The organism is Curtobacterium sp. MCLR17_045, assembly GCF_003234405.1.
Taxonomy (GTDB): Bacteria; Actinomycetota; Actinomycetes; order Actinomycetales; family Microbacteriaceae; genus Curtobacterium; species Curtobacterium flaccumfaciens.
Genome location: NZ_QKTB01000004.1, coordinates 15003 through 31810, shown reverse-complemented (window position 1 = coordinate 31810; position 16808 = coordinate 15003). Strand labels below are relative to the sequence as shown.

The following is a 16808-nucleotide window of genomic DNA, read 5'->3' as shown; positions in this document are numbered from 1 at the left end:
GGCCGGGCACGCGAGCGCCGGTGGCCCCGACGACGGGATCCAGAGGGATGAGCCTGTGGGATCGGACGGCTACAGTCCGAACCTCTGCCCCCGTACCACCGGAGTGGCACTCTGTCCTCGACGCAGCCGTGCTCGAGGACCAGGACGTAGGCCCGGCAATGCTAGCAGCATCGGGGCGAGCGCAGAAGCACCGACGCTAGTGGCCGCGTGTGATCTTCCGGAGTCGCTCGAGCCGCGGCCCGACCTCGCGCTCGTAGCCGTTGGCCGTCGGCGTGTAGTACTCGGTGCCCTCGAGGGCGTCCGGCAGGTACTGCTGCGCGGCGACCCCGTGCTCGGCGTCGTGGGAGTAGACGTACCCCTTGCCGTGCCCGAGGCGCTTCGCCCCGGCGTAGTGCGCGTCGCGCAGGTGCATCGGGACCGTGCCCATGCGCCCCGCCTTGACGTCGGCCATCGCCTGGTTGATGCCGTTGTAGGCGGCGTTCGACTTCGGCGCCGTCGCCAGGTACACGACGGCCTCGGCCAGCGGGATCCGCCCCTCGGGCATCCCGATGAGCTGCACGGCCTGAGCCGCGGCGACCGCGATGGGCAGCGCCTGCGGGTCGGCCATGCCGATGTCCTCGGACGCGGAGATGATGATCCGCCGCGCGATGAACCGGGAGTCCTCGCCGGCCTCGATCATCCGGGCGAGGTAGTGCAGGGCGGCGTCGACGTCGCTCCCCCGCACCGACTTGATGAACGCGCTGATGACGTCGTAGTGCTCGTCGCCCTGTCGGTCGTAGCGCAGCAGCGCACGGTCGACCGCGGCCGCGACGGTGTCAGCGTCGACGACGGGCACGGTGTCGTCGTCCTCGTCCTGTGCGGCGGTGGCCGACGCCGCCGCGGCCTCGAGCGCGGTGAGGGCACGTCGGGCGTCACCGGACGCGAGGCGGATGATCGCGCTGCGGGCTTCGTCACCGAGGACGACGGCACCGCCGAGCCCGCGGGGGTCCTCCACCGCGCGGTCGACCAGCATGCCGAGGTCGGGATCGGTGAGCGGTTTGAGCGTCAGGAGCAGCGAGCGGGACAGCAGGGGCGAGATGACCGAGAACGACGGGTTCTCGGTGGTGGCGGCGATCAGGATGACCCACCCGTTCTCGACGCCGGGCAGCAGGGCGTCCTGCTGGGCCTTGCTGAACCGGTGGATCTCGTCGAGGAACAGCACCGTGGTCGACCCGTACAGGTCGCGGTGGGTCAGGGCCTTCTCCATGACCTCGCGCACGTCCTTCACGCCGGCGGTCACGGCGGAGAGCTCGACGAACTCGCGACCGGACTGCCGTGCGATGGCCTGCGCCAGCGTGGTCTTGCCGGTGCCGGGTGGGCCCCACAGGATCACGGAGACCCCGCCGGGGTTCTCACGCGTGCCGGTGGCGAGCTGCACCAGGGGCGAACCCCGGCCGAGCAGGTGCTGCTGACCGGCGACCTCGTCGAGGCTGGTGGGGCGCATCCGGACGGCGAGCGGGACGGAACCCTGCGCGAGACCGGCGCGACCACCCGTGGTGGGCGCGTGCATTCCCGAACGATCCGCTGCCATCCTGCAATCGTAGGCCGGTCCACCGACGCAGGCCGCGCCTCCCGCCAGGTGGTGGTGGTGACCGTTCGGCTACGCTCGTTGCACACTGCGACGAGAGGGCAGACCAGCACCGTGGCACCGAAGAACCCAGCGCGTGACAACCGAGAGGCGCGCGAGCGCCTCCGCCTCTACCAGGCCCGCCAGGGCCTCCACGAGCGGCAGCGACGCCGCCGCGTGCGGGACAACCTGATCGGTGCCGGTGCCCTCGTCCTCGTCGCGGCCCTCGCCACCGGGTCGCAGCTCGCCTTCGCCGGATCGCGGGGATCGGACGCCCCGGCCCCGAGCGCCTCCGCGTCGTCGACGGCCACGCCGTCGGCCAGCGCCACGGCCGCCAACACCGGCGACGTGCCGAGCAAGTCGATCGCGAAGGGTGCGACCTGGACCGGCAGCCTCACGCTCAACAAGAGCATCGACCTCGGCATCGAGCTGGACGGTGCGAAGGCACCGCAGGCCGCGAGCGTCGAGATCTCGTTGATCCGTCAGCAGTTCTACAACGGCACGACCTGCCACCGGCTCGCCGACAGCGACGGCCTGAAGTTCCTGCAGTGCGGCTCCGCGAACGGCGACGGCACCGGCGACGCCGGCTTCGAGTACGGCCCGCTCGAGAACGTGCCGGAGGACGGCGTCTACGAGAAGGGCACGATCGCGATCGCGCGGTCGGACTCCCCGTACTCGCAGTCGACGCAGTTCTTCATCGTCTACGGGGACACCACGCTCGACGGCTCCACGGGCGGCTACACGGTCGTCGGCAAGGTCACGAGCGGGCTGTCCGAGCTCGAGTCGGAGATCGCCTCGAAGGGCATCGCGTCCCCCGGCCGCGACGGCACCGGCGAGCCGAAGGTGGCGACGAAGATCACCGACGCGAGCATCGCGGAGCAGAAGTAGTCCACAACCCGTCGCACCGGTCGGGCGGCGGAGCCCGTCCGTGCAATAGGCTGACGACCTGACCGTGCCGACGGTGACGTCGGCGATGCACGACCACGATCGAGGCGAGACCTGTGGGATCTGACGAAGCAACGACCTGGGGGCGGGTCGACGAGAACGGGACCGTGTACGTCCGGTACGAAGAGACCGAACGTGCTGTCGGTGAGTACCCGGACGCCACCCCCGAAGAAGCCCTCGCCTACTTCGCGCGGAAGTACGCCGACCTCGAGGGGCAGGTGAAGATCGCCGAGCAGCGCGTCCAGCGCGGTGCGTCGGCGAACGACGTCGCCCGGACGGTCGAGCACCTGACCGCCTTGGTCGCCGACGCGCGCGTGGTGGGTGACATCAAGTCGCTCGAGACCCGCGTGGGCGCGCTCACCGAGCAGCTCGGCTCGCTCACCAAGGAGCAGGCGGAGCAGGCGCAGCAGGCCCTGCAGGACGCCCTGGCGCACCGCACCGCCCTGGTGGAGGAAGCCGAGGCACTCGCCGCGGTGGACCCCGCACGCGCGCAGTGGAAGCAGATCACGGCGCAGCTCGACGACGTGTTCGCGCGCTGGCAGCAGCACCAGCACGACGGGCCGCGGATCCCCAAGAACGAGGCGAACGACCTGTGGAAGCGGTTCCGCGCAGCACGGTCCACCGTCGACCAGCACCGTCGTGCCTTCTACTCCGAGCTGGACGCACAGCACCGTGACGCCCGGACGCGCAAGCAGGAGCTCGTGGCGCAGGCCGAGGCCCTCGCGCCCCGCGGTTCCGATGCGATCCCGGACTACCGCCAGCTGCTCGACGACTGGAAGAACGCCGGACGTGCCGGCAAGCGCCACGACGACGCGCTCTGGGCACGCTTCAAGGCCGCCGGAGACGTGCTGTTCGAGCAGCGCCACGCCGAGAGCGCAGCCGAGAACGAAGAGTTCTCCGCCAACCTCGAGGCGAAGCAGGCCCTGCTGACCGAGGCCGAGCCGCTCCTGCAGGCGACCGACCGGGTCGCCGCGCGCAAGACCCTCACCGGCATCCAGCGCCGCTGGGACGAGATCGGCAAGGTCCCCCGCGGTGACGTCCGTCGGGTCGAGGACCGCCTGCGTGCCATCGAGGACCACGTCCGTGGGCTCGAGGACGCGCACTGGAAGGAATCGAACCCGGAGCGCAAGGCCCGTCAGAACGGCCTCGCGAGCCAGCTGGAAGACGCGATCGGCAAGCTCCAGTCCGAGCTCGCCGCGGCGCAGGCCACCGGTGACGCGCGGAAGATCAAGGACGCGCAGGAAGCCCTCGACGCCCGCAAGATCTGGCTCGACGCCCTGGGCGGCTGAGCTTCCGCCCCGACGAACGACGCCCCCGTGACCGATCGGTCACGGGGGCGTCGTCGTACGGGGGCGTCGTCGTACGGGGGAACCAGTGTGCTCGGCAGGTCAGACCGGCGCGGGCAGTCCGAGCAGCAGCCGGATGTCCAGGTCGTCCTGCCGCATCTGCGCGGCGAGCTCGTCCATCGACGAGAACTTCACCATGCCGCGCACGTACGACACGAAGAGCACGGAGATCCGATCGCCGTACAGGTCGATGTCGACGTCGAGCAGGTGCGCCTCGATCTGCTTCGCGGGCACACCCTCGAACGTCGGGTTGTTGCCGACCGACACCGCCGCCGGGTAGACGGTGCCGTCGTGCAGCACCCGGGCGGCGTAGACACCGTCGGCGGGGACGAAGCCCTCGCACGCCGGGTCGAGGTTCGCTGTGGGGTACCCCATCGCACGGCCTCGCTGGTTGCCGTGCACCACGACGCTCCGCACGGCGTGTTCCCGCCCGAGGAGTCGTGCGGCTTCGGCCACGCGGCCCTGGCCCAGGAGCTCCCGGATCCAGGTGGAGGACACCCGGCGCTCACCGTCGGGTCGGACGTCGTCGATGAGGTCCACGTCGTCGATGAGCTCGACGGTGAAGCCGTGCTGCTCCCCCAGGGTCCGCAGCAACGCGACGTCACCGGCGCCCTTCGCACCGAAGCGGAAGTCGCTGCCGACGAAGACGAGCCGGGCGTGCAGGGTGTCGACGAGGATCTCGGACACGAACGCCTCGGGCGACTTCGACTGCAGTTCCTGGTCGAAGCGGAGCAGCAGGGTGGCGTCGACCCCGGCCTCCTCGAGCAGTTCGCGGCGCTGCGCGGTGCTGGTCAGTGCCGGCGGGACGTGCGGCGGGTCGATGACGTTGAGCGGGTGGCGGTCGAACGTGACCACGGTGGCCACGAGGTCGTGCTCGCGGGCGGCGCGCTCGAGGTGTGCGATGACGGCTCGGTGCCCGACGTGCACGCCGTCGAACTTCCCGATGGTGACGGCGCTCGGGCCGAACCCGTCCGCCACGTCGGCGGTGTCCTCGTAGAACTGCACGGCGGCTCCTACTCGCTCGCCGGGGCGGTGGACGAGGACGCAGCCGGTGCCGACGGCTCGGTGACCGCGGTGCGGTGGTGCTTGCGGAGCCACCAGAGCCCGGCGATCGGCAGCACGAGCGGCGCGAAGGCGTAGCCCAAGCCGTAGTACGACCAGATGGTGTCGTCGGGGAACAGCTGGCGGTCGAACAGCGACAGGGTGCCGATGACGAGCACGCCGGTCATCTCGAACACGATCGTGACGCAGGCGACCCGGTACCAGAACCGGCCGGGCACGATGAGGGCGATCATCGCGACGATGTAGACGACGGCAGCGATGGCACTGAGCGTGTAGGCGAACGGTGCGAACGAGAACTTCTCGATGATCTGCACGACGCTGCGTCCGGTCGCCGCCAGCGCGAGGATGCCGTACACGGCGATGAGGACGCGGCCGATGCCGGTCGCGAGTGAGGATCTGGTCGCCATTGCACCGATTCTACCGACGCGCGGCTGCGCGCATGACCTCCGGCGTCAGTTCAGCGCGAACCAGATCTGGTACATCCGGTAGACCATCACCGCGACGGTGAAGGCCCCGGCGCCGAGCACCACGGTGCTCCACTTCGTGCGGTCGATCAGTGCCCACACGACCGCGGCCGGCGGGACGAGCAGCACCGAAACGGCGTACACCCCGAACTCGAGCGCGTTGCCGTCGGGCGGACTGCCCGTCGCCGGCAGCACGATCGAGATGACGCCCTGCACCAGGAGCAGCAGCTCGATGAGCACGAGGGCGCCGACGGTGTAGTCGTTCGGCTTCCAGCCGATGAACCCCACGACGACCGCGAAGAGCCCCACCACGACGGCGAGCACCAGCTGCACCCACATGTACCAATCGATCACGCGCGGGCTCCGGTCTGCGAGGAGGACGACGCACCGGGCGTCGGGAAGTTCGTGATGACCCGGAGCAGTCCGCGGCGGACGGAGACGAGGCCGACCAGTCGGTCGTCGGACGCGGTGACCGCTGCCACCGGACCGTCCGAGTCGGGGTGCTCGGCCGCGACGCGCTTGCCGTCGGTGAGGTCCTTCGCCGAGGCTGCGTCGAGCGTCACCGACGAGAAGAGTCGCCGGGCGATGTCCGCCGGACGTGCGAGCGCGGCGCGGACGTCGACGGCGTCGTCCTCGAGGTCGATGGCGTCCTGCACGTCGAACGGTCCGACGCGGGTCCGGCGGAGGGCGACGAGGTGCGCCCCCGTGCCGAGGGCCGCGCCGACGTCACGGGCGAGCGCGCGGACGTAGGTGCCCGACGAGCACGTCACGACGACGTCGAGGTCCACCACGGCGACGTCGGTGCCGTCGACGGCGACGGTCCGCTCGTTCCGCGTCGTGACGTCGAACTGCGAGACCGTCACCGTGCGGGACTTGAGCTCCACCGCCTCGCCCTTGCGCGCCAGGTCGTAGGCACGGCGCCCGTCGACCTTGATCGCGCTGACCGTGGACGGGACCTGGTCGATCACGCCCCGCTGTGCTGCGACGGCGGTCTCGACGGCGTCGTCCGAGACGTCAGCAGCGGCCACACCGACCGCAGCGGTCGGCGTGCCGTCGGCGTCGTCGGAGTCCGTGGAGACACCGAGCCGGATGGTCGCCGTGTAGGTCTTGTCGAGGCCGACAAGGTGCGTGAGCAACCGGGTGGACGGCCCGATGCCGAGCAGCAGCAGCCCCGTCGCCATGGGGTCGAGGGTGCCGGCGTGGCCGACCTTCTTCAGGCCGAGTCGCCGACGGGCGATGGAGACCACCCGGTGGCTGGAGATCCCCTGCGGTTTGTCGACGAGGAGGATGCCGTCCGGCGCGGTTTCGAGCACCAGGCGAGATTACCAGCGCCGGTCAGCAGGCGTCGTTCCACTCGCGGCGGGGGTGCTCGGGATCGGTGACGTCGAGCACCGCGGAGGCCGCGATCTTCACGTCGGCACGGCGCTCGAGTCGGCCGGACTCCTGCTCCACCCACAGCGACCAGCGCCACAGGGTTCGGACTCCGTGAGCCAGGATGCCCCGTCCGTGCACGATCAGGACACCGTCACCGGCTCCGGTCGTGCGGAAGGGCGTCACCAGGTCGGACCGGAGCGTGTCCTGGTCGGCGGACGGCGCGGCGGCGGCCATCGCGGAGATCCCGTGCTGCTCGAAACCGGTGACGAGCGCGGCCGCGACCCGCTCGAGGTCGGTGCCGTCCTGCCCGTCGACGCCGATGACGGTGCGGTTCGTGCCGACCTGCGCGATCGCCTCTGCGGCGATCGCAGCCATCGTGTCGGTCTCTTCGGGTGCCCAGCGTGCCATGCGTCCACCGTAGGCTGTCGAGGTGAACGCGAGTCGGGCCTCCAGACCGGATGTGGACAAACCGACCGCGCGACGCGGTGTGCAGGAGCCGGCCACGCCGGAACGGCCCGACATCGCGACCCCGCTGATCGCGTGGTTCCGGCAGCAGGCGCGGGACCTGCCGTGGCGCCGCCCCGGCTTCCCCGCGTGGGGGACGCTCGTCAGCGAGATCATGCTGCAGCAGACGCAGGTCGCGCGCGTGGTCCCCCGACTGGAGGCGTGGCTCACCCGGTGGCCGACGCCTCGCGACCTCGCGGACTCGCCCCCGTCCGAGGCGGTGCGAGCCTGGGACCGGCTCGGCTACCCGAGACGCGCGCTCGCGCTGCACGCGGCGGCGACCGCCATCGCGAACGACCACGGCAACGTCGTGCCCCGCGACGTGGACGCGCTGCTCGCCCTGCCGGGCATCGGCGACTACACCGCCCGCGCCGTCGCGGTCTTCGCGTACGGCGACCGGCACCCGGTCGTGGACGTCAACGTGCGCCGCGTGCTCGCACGTGCGGTCCTCGGCCAGGGCGAACCCGGGCCGGCGAAGGCGAAGCAGGACCTCCCGCTCATGGAGTCCGCGCTGCCGGCGGACCGCGACGATGCAGCTGCCACGAACGCCGCCGTGATGGAGCTCGGCGCGCTCGTGTGCGTGTCCCGCTCCCCCGCGTGCGATGCGTGCCCCATCGCGGACCGCTGCGCGTGGCGTGCGGCCGGGTACCCGGAGCACGACGGGCCGCGGGCTCCGCGGCAGGCGAAGTTCGCCGGCAGTGACCGCCAGGTGCGCGGCCTGATCATGGCCGAGCTGCGCGCCAGCGACGTGCCGGTCACCCGGTCCGAGATCGAACCGGTGTGGCCGGACGCCGACCAGCGGGACCGGGCGCTCGCGTCGCTCCTGCGTGACGGACTGGCCGTCGGGGACGACGCGAGCGGCTACCAGCTGCCCGGGGTCTAGGAACGCGGCTCGGCGGAGCCGTCGGTCTCGGTTGCGTCGTCGTCGGCGTCGTCGTCCTCGTCGCGCTTGTACGGGTCGGCGTCCCCGGCGTACGTCGCACCGACCGAGGCTGCGCGGACCTGCTCGTCGCGCACCTGGGCCTGCACGAGCAGGTCCTCCATGTGCGCCGAGGTCTCGGGCAGGGCGTCGGCGATGAACTCGAGCGACGGCGTGAGCCGGGCGGTGATGTTCTTGCCGACCTCGGACCGGAGCATGCCGGTCGCGGCCTTGAGCGCCGCGGCGGAGTCCGCACGCTCCTCGTCGGTGCCGTAGACGGTGTAGAAGATCGACGCGTGCTGCAGGTCACCGGTCACACGGACGTCGGTGATCGTGACGAACCCGAGTCGCGGGTCCCGCAGACCCTTGTCGAGTCGACGTGCGACGACTTCCTTGATGCGGTCCGCCATCTTGCGTGCGCGCTGCGGATCGGCCATTGGGTGCCTCCTGAGGCAGTGGCGGGACGCTTCCCGCCGGTGGTCCTGCGTGGGAAAGGGGTCGGGCCCCGGCCTCCCACGTGGGGAGGCCGGGGCCCAGAGGAGTCACGCGATCAGTCGCGCGGCTTCTCGACGAGTTCGGTCGTCTCGACCTCGTCGCCGATCTGGATGTCGTTGAACTTGCCCAGACCGATACCGGCTTCGAAGTCCGTGCGGACCTCGGTCACGTCGTCCTTGAAGCGACGCAGTGACTCGATGGCCAGGCCATCGGCGACCACCACACCCTCGCGGATGACGCGCGCCTTGGCGTTGCGCGTGATCGTGCCGGAGCGGACGATGACACCCGCGATGTTGCCGAACTTCGAGGAACGGAACACCTCGCGGATCTCGGCGACGCCCGACTGGACCTCTTCGTACTCGGGCTTGAGCATGCCCTTGAGGGACTGCTCGATGTCGTCGAGTGCGTTGTAGATGACCGAGTAGAAGCGCACGTCGATGCCTTCGCGCGCCGCACGCTCACGGGCCTTGACGTCCGGACGGACGTTGAAGCCGATGACGATGGCGTTGTCGATCGTGGCGAGGTCGATGTCCGACTCCGTGATCGCACCGACACCGCGGTGCAGGATGCGGAGCTGGACGCTGTCGTCGACCTCGATGTCCAGGAGCGACTGCTCGAGTGCCTCGACGGCACCGGAGACGTCACCCTTGATGATGAGGTTGAGCGACTCGACCTTGCCCTCTTCGAGCGCACGGGTGAAGTCCTCGAGCGAGATGCGCTTGCGCGACTTCGCCAGCAGGGCGTTGCGCTCGGCGGCTTCACGCTTCTCAGCGATCTGACGCGCCGTGCGGTCCTCTTCCGTGACGAGGAAGGTGTCGCCGGCGCGGGGCACCGAGGACAGACCCTGCACCTGGACCGGGCGGCTCGGCGTCGCGGCCTTGACCGCGACCCCGTTCTCGTCCGTCATCGCACGGACTCGGCCGTAGGCCGTGCCCGCCACGATGGCGTCACCGACGTGGAGCGTGCCGGACTGGATGAGGACCGTGGCGACTGCACCGCGACCCTTGTCGAGCCGGGCCTCGATCGCGACACCACGGGCGTCCTTGTCGGGGTTCGCACGCAGGTCGAGACCGGCGTCCGCGGTGAGCAGCACGGCGTCCAGGAGCTCCTGGATGCCGATGTTCTGCCGCGCCGACACGTCGACGAACATGACGTCGCCGCCGTACTCCTCAGCCACCAGGTTGTACTCGGTGAGCTGCTGGCGGACCTTGGCGGGGTTCGCGCCTTCCTTGTCGATCTTGTTGACCGCGACGACGATCGGCACACCGGCCGACTGCGCGTGGTTCAACGCCTCGATGGTCTGGGGCATGATGCCGTCGTCCGCCGCGACCACGAGGATCGCGATGTCCGTCACCTGGGCACCACGGGCACGCATGGCCGTGAAGGCCTCGTGACCCGGGGTGTCGATGAAGGTGATCGGGCGGTCGATGCCCTCGTGCTGCGCGACGATCTGGTACGCACCGATGTGCTGGGTGATGCCACCGGCCTCGCCCTCGACGACCTTCGAGTTGCGGATCGCGTCGAGGAGGCGGGTCTTGCCGTGGTCGACGTGACCCATGACGGTGACCACCGGCGGCCGCTGCTGCAGCACGTCGTCGTCTTCGTCCTCGAGTTCTGCGTCGAGGTCGATGTCGAAGCCCTCGAGGAGCTCCTTGTCCTCGTCCTCGGGCGAGACGATCTGGATCTTGTAGCCCAGCTCGTCACCGAGGACCTCGAACGTGGCCTCGTCCAGCGACTCGGTCGCGGTCGCCATCTCACCGAGGTGGAACAGCACCGTCACGAGGTTGCCGGGCATGGCGTCGATCTTGTCCGCGAAGTCCGAGATGCTCGCACCACGACGGAGTCGGACGACCGTGTTGCCGTCGCCACGAGGGACCTGCACACCGCCGAGCGACGGGGCCTGACGCATCTCGTACTCGGCGCGCTTCGTCCGCTTCGACTTGCGGGCACGGCTCTTGCCGCCACCGCGACCGAACGCACCGGCGGTACCACCACCGGGGCCACGACCACGGCCACCGCCACCGGCGGGACGCGGGCCACTGAAGGCCGGACGCGGGAAGCCGCCACCGGCACCGCCACCGGCACCCGGACGGGCACCGGGGCCGCCACGGCCACCACCCTGGCCCGGGCGCTGCCCGAAGCCGTTGGGACGGTTGCCCTGACCGGGACCACCCGGGCGCGGAGCACCCGGACGGGGCGTGCCCGGACGCGGGGGCTGCGGACGCGGGATGCCACCGCCACCGGCTGCGCCGGCGGCCGGGCGCTGGCCCATGCCCTGGTTGGACGAGTACGGGTTGTTGCCGGGGCGCGGCGGGCGCGAGCCCATGCCCTGGTTCGACGAGTACGGGTTGTTGCCCGGACGTGCACCGGGCTTGGGGCCACCCGGCTTCGGACCGGCTGCCGCGGGAGCCTTCGGGCTGGTGCCCGGCTTCACGGCGTCGGACTTCGGCGCAGCGTCGGTCGACCCGCCTGCCTGCTCGGCGGCCTGCTTCTCGGCGCGGGCCTTCTGCGCGGCCTCGGCCTCGGCCTGTCGCTGGGCGACGGACTTCGGTGCGGCCGGTGCGGGGACGTCGGCAGCGGGTGCTGCCGGGGCCTCGGGCTCGGGAGCCGGTGCCGGACGAGCCGGACCCGGACGGGGACCGCCGGGCTTGGGTGCACTCGACTTCGGCGCGCTGGCCTTGGCGGGTGCGCTCGGCGCGGAGGCCGAGGCGGCGGGCTTCGCCGCGGGGGCGCCGTCTGCCTGGAGGGCGGCACGGAGCTTCCGTGCCACGGGGGGCTCGATGCTCGAGCTGGCACCCCGGACGAACTCGCCGAGCTCCTTGAGCTTCTCGAGTGCGGTCTTGCTGTCGACGCCGAGTTCGCTTGCGATCTCGTGTACGCGTGGTTTAGCCACTGTTCTCCTTCACGGGTCCCACCCCGTGAAGGGGCAGGACTCAATGGATGACGGGTCTCATTTCGAGCCGCTCATCAGTTGTCCATAAGCCGTTCAGCCTGTTCTGTCATGTCCGGGCGCTCGGCCGGTTCCTGTGGGAGACCGACGATGTGGTCGAGCACCGCGGACGTGTCGGGATCGCGATCCAACCGGAGCGCACGGCGGAAAGCCCTGCGCTTGACGGCCAGATCGTAGGCATCGACGGTCGGTGTGAGCCACGCTCCCCGGCCCGGCATGACTGCCTTCGGATCCGCCACGACACGGCCATCGCTCAGGGCGACGACTCGGAGGAGGGAGGATCGGGAAGCGCGACGACGACTGCCGATGCACGTTCTGACGGGAACCACTCTACTCCTTGCCTCGGACGTGCGCGATCCGGCGCGCCCTCGCAGGGCGCGCCGGGAGCGAAATCGTCCTAGTCCTCGCCGTCCAGGATGGAGTCCGGCTGGATGTCGATGCGGGCGCCGGTGAGCTTCGCGGCGAGGCGGGCGTTCTGCCCCTCCTTGCCGATCGCGAGCGACAGCTGGTAGTCCGGCACGAGCGCGCGGACGGCCTTCGTCGAGGCGTCGAGCACGAACGCGCTCGTCACCTTGGCCGGCGACAGGGCGCTCGCGACGAACGATGCGAGGTCGGACGAGTAGTCGACGATGTCGATCTTCTCGGCGCCGAGCTCGTTCGTGACCGCACGGACACGTGCGCCGAGCTCGCCGATGCAGGCACCCTTCGCGTTCACGCCGGGCTCGTTCGCCTTGACGGCGATCTTCGTGCGGTGGCCGGCCTCGCGGGCGAGCGAGGTGATCTCGACGACACCGGACGCGATCTCCGGGACCTCGAGTGCGAAGAGCTTCCGGACGAGGCCCGGGTGCGTGCGCGACACGATGATCTGCGGGCCCTTGTTGCCGCGGGCGACGCTCGTCACGTAGACGCGGATGCGGGAGCCGTGCTTGTACGACTCCCCCGGCACCTGCTCTTCGGGCGGCAGGATCGCCTCGATCGTGCCGAGGTCGACGTGCACCATCTTCGGGTTCGGGCCCTGCTGGACCACGCCCGCGACGATGTCGCCTTCCTTGCCGCGGAACTCGCCGAGGATCTTGTCGTCGCCGATGTCGCGCAGGCGCTGGTTGATGACCTGCTTCGCCGCGAAGGCCGCGATGCGTCCGAAGTCGCTCGGCTGGTCGACGGCTTCACCGATGACGGTGCCCTCGTCGTCGAGCTCGGGGACGTAGACGCTGACCTCGCCGGACTTGCGGTCGAGCTCCACACGCGACTGCGCGTGGGCCGGCTCGCCGTTCTCGTCGGCGTGCTTCTGGTAGGCGGTCAGGATGGCAGATTCGATGATCTGGACGAGCTCGTCGAACGGGATCTCCCGCTCGCGCTCCATGAGTCGCAGGACTGCGAGATCGATCTTCACCGAGGTGCCTCCGTATTCAGATGAGTCGCTCCTGCGGGGTGGAACTGCGCAGAAGTCGGCCACAAGCGTACCCCAGAACCAGGAAACGGACAGGAGGCCCGTGGCGGGGTCGCCACGGGCCTGCTGTCCGTCAGGGGTCGCGTCTAGATCGCGCGGACCGCGTCGAGCAGCTCGGCCACCGGCACGTCGCGGCGGTCGCCGGTCGCGCGGTCCCACAGCTCGACGACGCCCTCGGCGGCGCCGCGGCCGGCGACGACGACGATCGGCATGCCGAGCAGCTCGGCGTCACGGAGCTTCACGCCGGGCGAGACCTTGGGGCGGTCGTCGTACAGCACGTCGAACCGCTCGCCCTCGAGCTCGGCGACGACGGACGCCGCCAGCTCGTAGGCGACCTGGTCACGGCCGGTGGCGACGATGTGCACGTCGAACGGCGCGACGTTCTTCGGCCAGACCAGGCCCTTCTCGTCGTTGTGGGACTCGGCCAGGATCGCGAGGATGCGGGTCACGCCGATGCCGTACGAGCCCATCGTGACCGTCGCGAGCTTGCCGTTCTCGTCCTGCACCTTGAGACCGAGCGCCTCGGCGTACTTGCGGCCGAGCTGGAAGACGTGCCCGATCTCCATGCCGCGCGCGGTCTCGAGGGGGCCGGAGCCGTCCGGGGACGGGTCACCCGCGCGGACGTCGGAGACCTCGACGACACCGTCGGCCACGAAGTCACGGCCGGCGACGAGGCCGGACACGTGCACGCCGCGCTCGTTGGCGCCGGTGATCCAGCTCGTGCCGTCGACCACACGCGGGTCGACGAAGTAGCGGAGGCCGGTGGCGCTGTCGGCGCCGAGGACCTGCGGGCCGATGTAGCCCTTCACCAGGCCGCGGTGCTTCTTGAAGTCGTCGTCGCCGGCGGCCTCGACCTCGGCGGGGGCGAACGACACCTCGGCGCGCTTCAGGTCGACGTCGCGGTCACCGGGCAGGCCGACGACCACGACCTCGCGCGTGCCGTCGAGGTGGGTGAGCGCCAGGACGACGTTCTTCAGCGTGTCCGCCGCGGTCCACGGTGCACCCTCGCGCGGCGCGACCTGGTTCGCGTGGGCGACGAGCGTGTCGATCGTCGGGGTGTCCGACGCCGGCAGCAGCACGGGCTCCGGCTGGCCCTCGATCGGCAGCGACTCGGGGACGGGGGTGACGTACGCCTCGACGTTGGCCGCGTAGCCGCCGGCGCTGCGGACGAAGGTGTCCTCGCCGACGCCGATCGGGTGCAGGAACTCCTCGGACTTCGAGCCGCCCATCGCGCCGGCGTCGGCCTTGACGATGACGTAGTCGAGGCCGAGGCGGGCGAAGATCTTCTCGTACGCGTCGCGCATGACCTGGTAGCTGCGCTCGAGGCCCTCGTCGGTGAGGTCGAACGAGTACGCGTCCTTCATGGTGAACTCGCGGCCGCGCAGGAGTCCGGCGCGGGGCCGGGCCTCGTCGCGGTACTTGTCCTGGATCTGGAACAGCGTGACCGGCAGGTCCTTGTAGGACGAGTAGAGGTCCTTCACCAGGAGCGCGAACATCTCCTCGTGCGTGGGTGCGAGCAGGTAGTCGGAACCCTTGCGGTCCTGCAGGCGGAACATGCCGTCGCCGTACTCGGTCCAGCGGTTCGTCGCCTCGTACGGCTCACGGGGCAGGAGCGCGGGCAGCAGGACCTCCTGCGCACCGGCTGCGACCATCTCGTCGCGGATGATCGCCTCGATCTTGGCGCGCACCCGGAGGCCGAGCGGCAGCCAGGCGAAGATCCCCGGGGACTGGCGACGGACGTACCCGGCGCGGACGAGCAGCTTGTGGCTCGTCACCTCGGCGTCGGAGGGGTCGTCGCGGAGCGTACGGAGGAACAGATGCGAAAGCCGTGTGACCACGGGGCAAGCCTAGTGGCGGCGGGCAGGCGGCGTGGGTTCGCTGCAGTGTCCCCGCCGCTGGGCGCTGGCGGCGCGGTTCGGCACGGTGCGCGGTTCGCTGGCTCGTGCGGCGGCAGCCGCTGGGTGCGCGTCTGCAGGCTCGCACCGGGCGATCAACGAGGCGGCCGCTCGCGAAGTCCGCACCGTGCGGAGGGGATGCGCGTCGAGCAGCTGCAGCGGGCCTCCGGGCCGGTCCGCGGTGCGTCGCGCGCGTCGCGGGTGCCGCCGGCGACGCGGAGCGGAGCCGCACGGTGCGCGGTTCGCTGGCCCGTGCGGCGGCAGCCGCTGGGTGCGCGCCTGCAGGCTCGCACCGGGCGATCAACGAGGCAGCCGCTCGCGAAGTCCGCACCGTGCGGAGGGGATGCGCGTCGAGCAGCCGAAACGGGCCTCCGGGCCGGTCCGCGATGCGTCGCGGGCGCCGCAGGCGACGCGGAGCAGAGCCGCACCGTGCGAGGTTCATCGGCCGGTGCGGCGGCAGCCGCTCCGTGCGCGCCTGCAGGCTCGCACCAGGCGATCAACCCGGCGGCCGCTCGCGAAGCGCGCACCGTGCCGACCGGCGCTGGCGCCAGCGTCGGCGCCGCACGACGACGGACCGGAGGCCCGGTGCCAGCTGGCACCGGGCCTCCGGTCGGAGGGTGGTCGCGCCTACGGCGCCATGATCACCTGGGGCGTGCCGGTGGCGGCGGCCGGACCCATCTCGTCCGCGATGCGGTTCGCCTCGTTGATGAGGGTCTGGACGATCTCGGCCTCGGGCACGGTCTTGACGACCTGGCCCTTGACGAAGATCTGCCCCTTGCCGTTGCCCGAGGCGACGCCGAGGTCGGCCTCGCGCGCCTCGCCCGGGCCGTTCACGACGCAGCCCATGACGGCGACGCGGAGCGGGACGGTCATGCCCTCGAGCCCCTTCGTGACGTCGTTCGCGAGCTGGTACACGTCGACCTGCGCGCGACCGCAGCTCGGGCAGGAGACGATCTCGAGCTTGCGCTCGCGCAGGTTGAGCGACTGCAGGATCTGCAGGCCGACCTTGACCTCTTGCGCGGGCGGGGCGGACAGGGACACGCGGATGGTGTCACCGATGCCCTCGGCCAGCAGGATGCCGAACGCGGTAGCGCTCTTGATCGTGCCCTGGAACTCCGGGCCGGCCTCGGTCACGCCGAGGTGCAGCGGCCAGTCACCGGCGGCGGCGAGCTGCCGGTAGGCCTTGACCATCACGATCGGGTCGTTGTGCTTGACCGAGATCTTGAAGTCGTGGAAGTCGTGCTCCTCGAACAGGGAGGCTTCCCACACCGCGGACTCGACGAGCGCCTCGGGGGTGGCCTTGCCGTACTTCTGCAGCAGGCTCGGCTCGAGCGACCCCGCGTTCACGCCGATGCGGAGCGAGACGCCGGCGTCCTTGGCGGCCTTGGCGATCGCGCCGACCTGGTCGTCGAACTTGCGGATGTTGCCCGGGTTGACGCGGACGGCGGCGCAGCCGGCGTCGATCGCCTGGAAGACGTACTTCGGCTGGAAGTGGATGTCGGCGATCACGGGGATCTGCGACTTCTTCGCGATGATCGCCAGCGCGTCGGCGTCGTCCTGCGTGGGCACGGCGACCCGGACGATGTCGCAGCCCGACGCCGTGAGTTCGGCGATCTGCTGCAGCGTCGCGTTGATGTTGGTGGTCTGCGTCGTGGTCATCGACTGCACGGACACCGGGGCGTCGCCGCCCACGAGCACCTTGCCGACCCGGATCTGCCGCGACTTGCGACGCGGAGCGAGGGTTTCGGGGGACTTGGGCATACCGAGGTTGACTGCGGGCACGTGAGCACTCTACGCG

15 protein-coding genes are annotated in these 16808 nt (G+C 70.8%); 3 read left to right on the top strand and 12 right to left on the bottom strand.

Annotation, left to right across the window (positions count from 1 at the left end; translation table 11 throughout):
• Nucleotides 1-196 precede the first annotated feature (196 nt).
• Nucleotides 197-1549 (bottom strand): replication-associated recombination protein A, encoded by a 1353-nt coding sequence (locus tag DEJ05_RS04525; RefSeq protein WP_110864582.1) that lies wholly within the window; start codon nt 1547-1549, stop codon nt 197-199.
• A 132-nt stretch (nt 1550-1681) separates the two neighbouring features.
• On the opposite strand from DEJ05_RS04525, the gene DEJ05_RS04520 reads away from it, so the two are divergent.
• Both DEJ05_RS04520 and DEJ05_RS04515 read left to right on the top strand, forming a co-directional pair.
• Entirely contained in the window at nt 1682-2494 is an 813-nt protein-coding gene (locus DEJ05_RS04520; RefSeq protein ID WP_181433064.1) for a peptidylprolyl isomerase, read from the top strand.
• A gap of 113 nt (nt 2495-2607) precedes the next feature.
• The gene (locus DEJ05_RS04515; RefSeq protein WP_173034022.1) at nt 2608-3840 is read left to right on the top strand and encodes a DUF349 domain-containing protein; all 1233 of its coding nucleotides are present in this window, start codon (nt 2608-2610) and stop codon (nt 3838-3840) included.
• Nucleotides 3841-3939: 99 nt separating this feature from the next.
• On the opposite strand, the gene DEJ05_RS04510 is transcribed toward DEJ05_RS04515, so the two are convergent.
• Genes DEJ05_RS04510 through DEJ05_RS04490 form a run of 5 tightly spaced genes read right to left on the bottom strand, consistent with a single transcriptional unit; the run spans nt 3940 to nt 7205 of the window.
• On the bottom strand, nt 3940-4902 hold the full coding sequence (locus DEJ05_RS04510; RefSeq protein ID WP_071414720.1) for a bifunctional riboflavin kinase/FAD synthetase: 963 nt from the start codon (nt 4900-4902) through the stop codon (nt 3940-3942).
• 8 nt (nt 4903-4910) lie between these two features.
• The gene (locus DEJ05_RS04505; protein ID WP_071403708.1) at nt 4911-5366 is read right to left on the bottom strand and encodes a hypothetical protein; all 456 of its coding nucleotides are present in this window, start codon (nt 5364-5366) and stop codon (nt 4911-4913) included.
• Nucleotides 5367-5411: 45 nt separating this feature from the next.
• A complete protein-coding gene (locus tag DEJ05_RS04500; protein ID WP_111109864.1) occupies nt 5412-5777 on the bottom strand; it encodes a hypothetical protein in 366 nt (121 codons plus the stop codon).
• Nucleotides 5774-6736: a tRNA pseudouridine(55) synthase TruB gene (gene truB / locus DEJ05_RS04495; RefSeq protein WP_071244775.1), complete on the bottom strand. Its 963-nt coding sequence runs from the start codon at nt 6734-6736 to the stop codon at nt 5774-5776. Before truB ends, DEJ05_RS04500 begins: the two co-directional genes overlap by 4 nt.
• Before the next feature lie 22 nt (nt 6737-6758).
• A complete protein-coding gene (locus tag DEJ05_RS04490) occupies nt 6759-7205 on the bottom strand; it encodes a hypothetical protein (RefSeq protein WP_111039069.1) in 447 nt (148 codons plus the stop codon).
• Between the two features lie 52 nt (nt 7206-7257).
• On the opposite strand from DEJ05_RS04490, the gene DEJ05_RS04485 reads away from it, so the two are divergent.
• Nucleotides 7258-8184, top strand: a complete 927-nt coding sequence (locus DEJ05_RS04485) for an A/G-specific adenine glycosylase (protein WP_375334828.1) — start codon at nt 7258-7260, stop codon at nt 8182-8184.
• Here DEJ05_RS04485 and rbfA read toward each other — a convergent pair.
• From rbfA to ispG, 6 genes are all read right to left on the bottom strand, one after another.
• Nucleotides 8181-8657, bottom strand: coding sequence for a 30S ribosome-binding factor RbfA (rbfA, locus tag DEJ05_RS04480; RefSeq protein WP_111109863.1), 477 nt, complete (start codon nt 8655-8657; stop codon nt 8181-8183). The genes DEJ05_RS04485 and rbfA overlap by 4 nt on opposite strands.
• A gap of 113 nt (nt 8658-8770) precedes the next feature.
• Nucleotides 8771-11608, bottom strand: a complete 2838-nt coding sequence (gene infB / locus DEJ05_RS04475; protein WP_111109862.1) for a translation initiation factor IF-2 — start codon at nt 11606-11608, stop codon at nt 8771-8773.
• Nucleotides 11609-11682: 74 nt separating this feature from the next.
• Entirely contained in the window at nt 11683-11994 is a 312-nt protein-coding gene (locus DEJ05_RS04470) for a YlxR family protein (RefSeq protein WP_031259737.1), read from the bottom strand.
• Nucleotides 11995-12062: 68 nt separating this feature from the next.
• On the bottom strand, nt 12063-13058 hold the full coding sequence (nusA, locus tag DEJ05_RS04465; protein ID WP_071414715.1) for a transcription termination factor NusA: 996 nt from the start codon (nt 13056-13058) through the stop codon (nt 12063-12065).
• A gap of 143 nt (nt 13059-13201) precedes the next feature.
• Nucleotides 13202-14953: a proline--tRNA ligase gene (locus tag DEJ05_RS04460; protein WP_111029245.1), complete on the bottom strand. Its 1752-nt coding sequence runs from the start codon at nt 14951-14953 to the stop codon at nt 13202-13204.
• Between the two features lie 684 nt (nt 14954-15637).
• Nucleotides 15638-16792, bottom strand: a complete 1155-nt coding sequence (gene ispG, locus DEJ05_RS04455) for a flavodoxin-dependent (E)-4-hydroxy-3-methylbut-2-enyl-diphosphate synthase (RefSeq protein ID WP_171907786.1) — start codon at nt 16790-16792, stop codon at nt 15638-15640.
• Nucleotides 16793-16808 lie beyond the last annotated feature (16 nt).

Bases quoted from the DNA above. Each gene is read 5' to 3' on its own strand.
- DEJ05_RS04525 (WP_110864582.1), bottom strand. From the start codon at position 1,549: ATGCACGCGCCCACCACGGGTGGTCGCGCCGGTCTCGCGCAGGGTTCC.
- DEJ05_RS04505 (WP_071403708.1), bottom strand. From the start codon at position 5,366: ATGGCGACCAGATCCTCACTCGCGACCGGCATCGGCCGCGTCCTCATC.
- DEJ05_RS04490 (WP_111039069.1), bottom strand. From the start codon at position 7,205: ATGGCACGCTGGGCACCCGAAGAGACCGACACGATGGCTGCGATCGCC.
- rbfA (WP_111109863.1), bottom strand. From the start codon at position 8,657: ATGGCCGATCCGCAGCGCGCACGCAAGATGGCGGACCGCATCAAGGAA.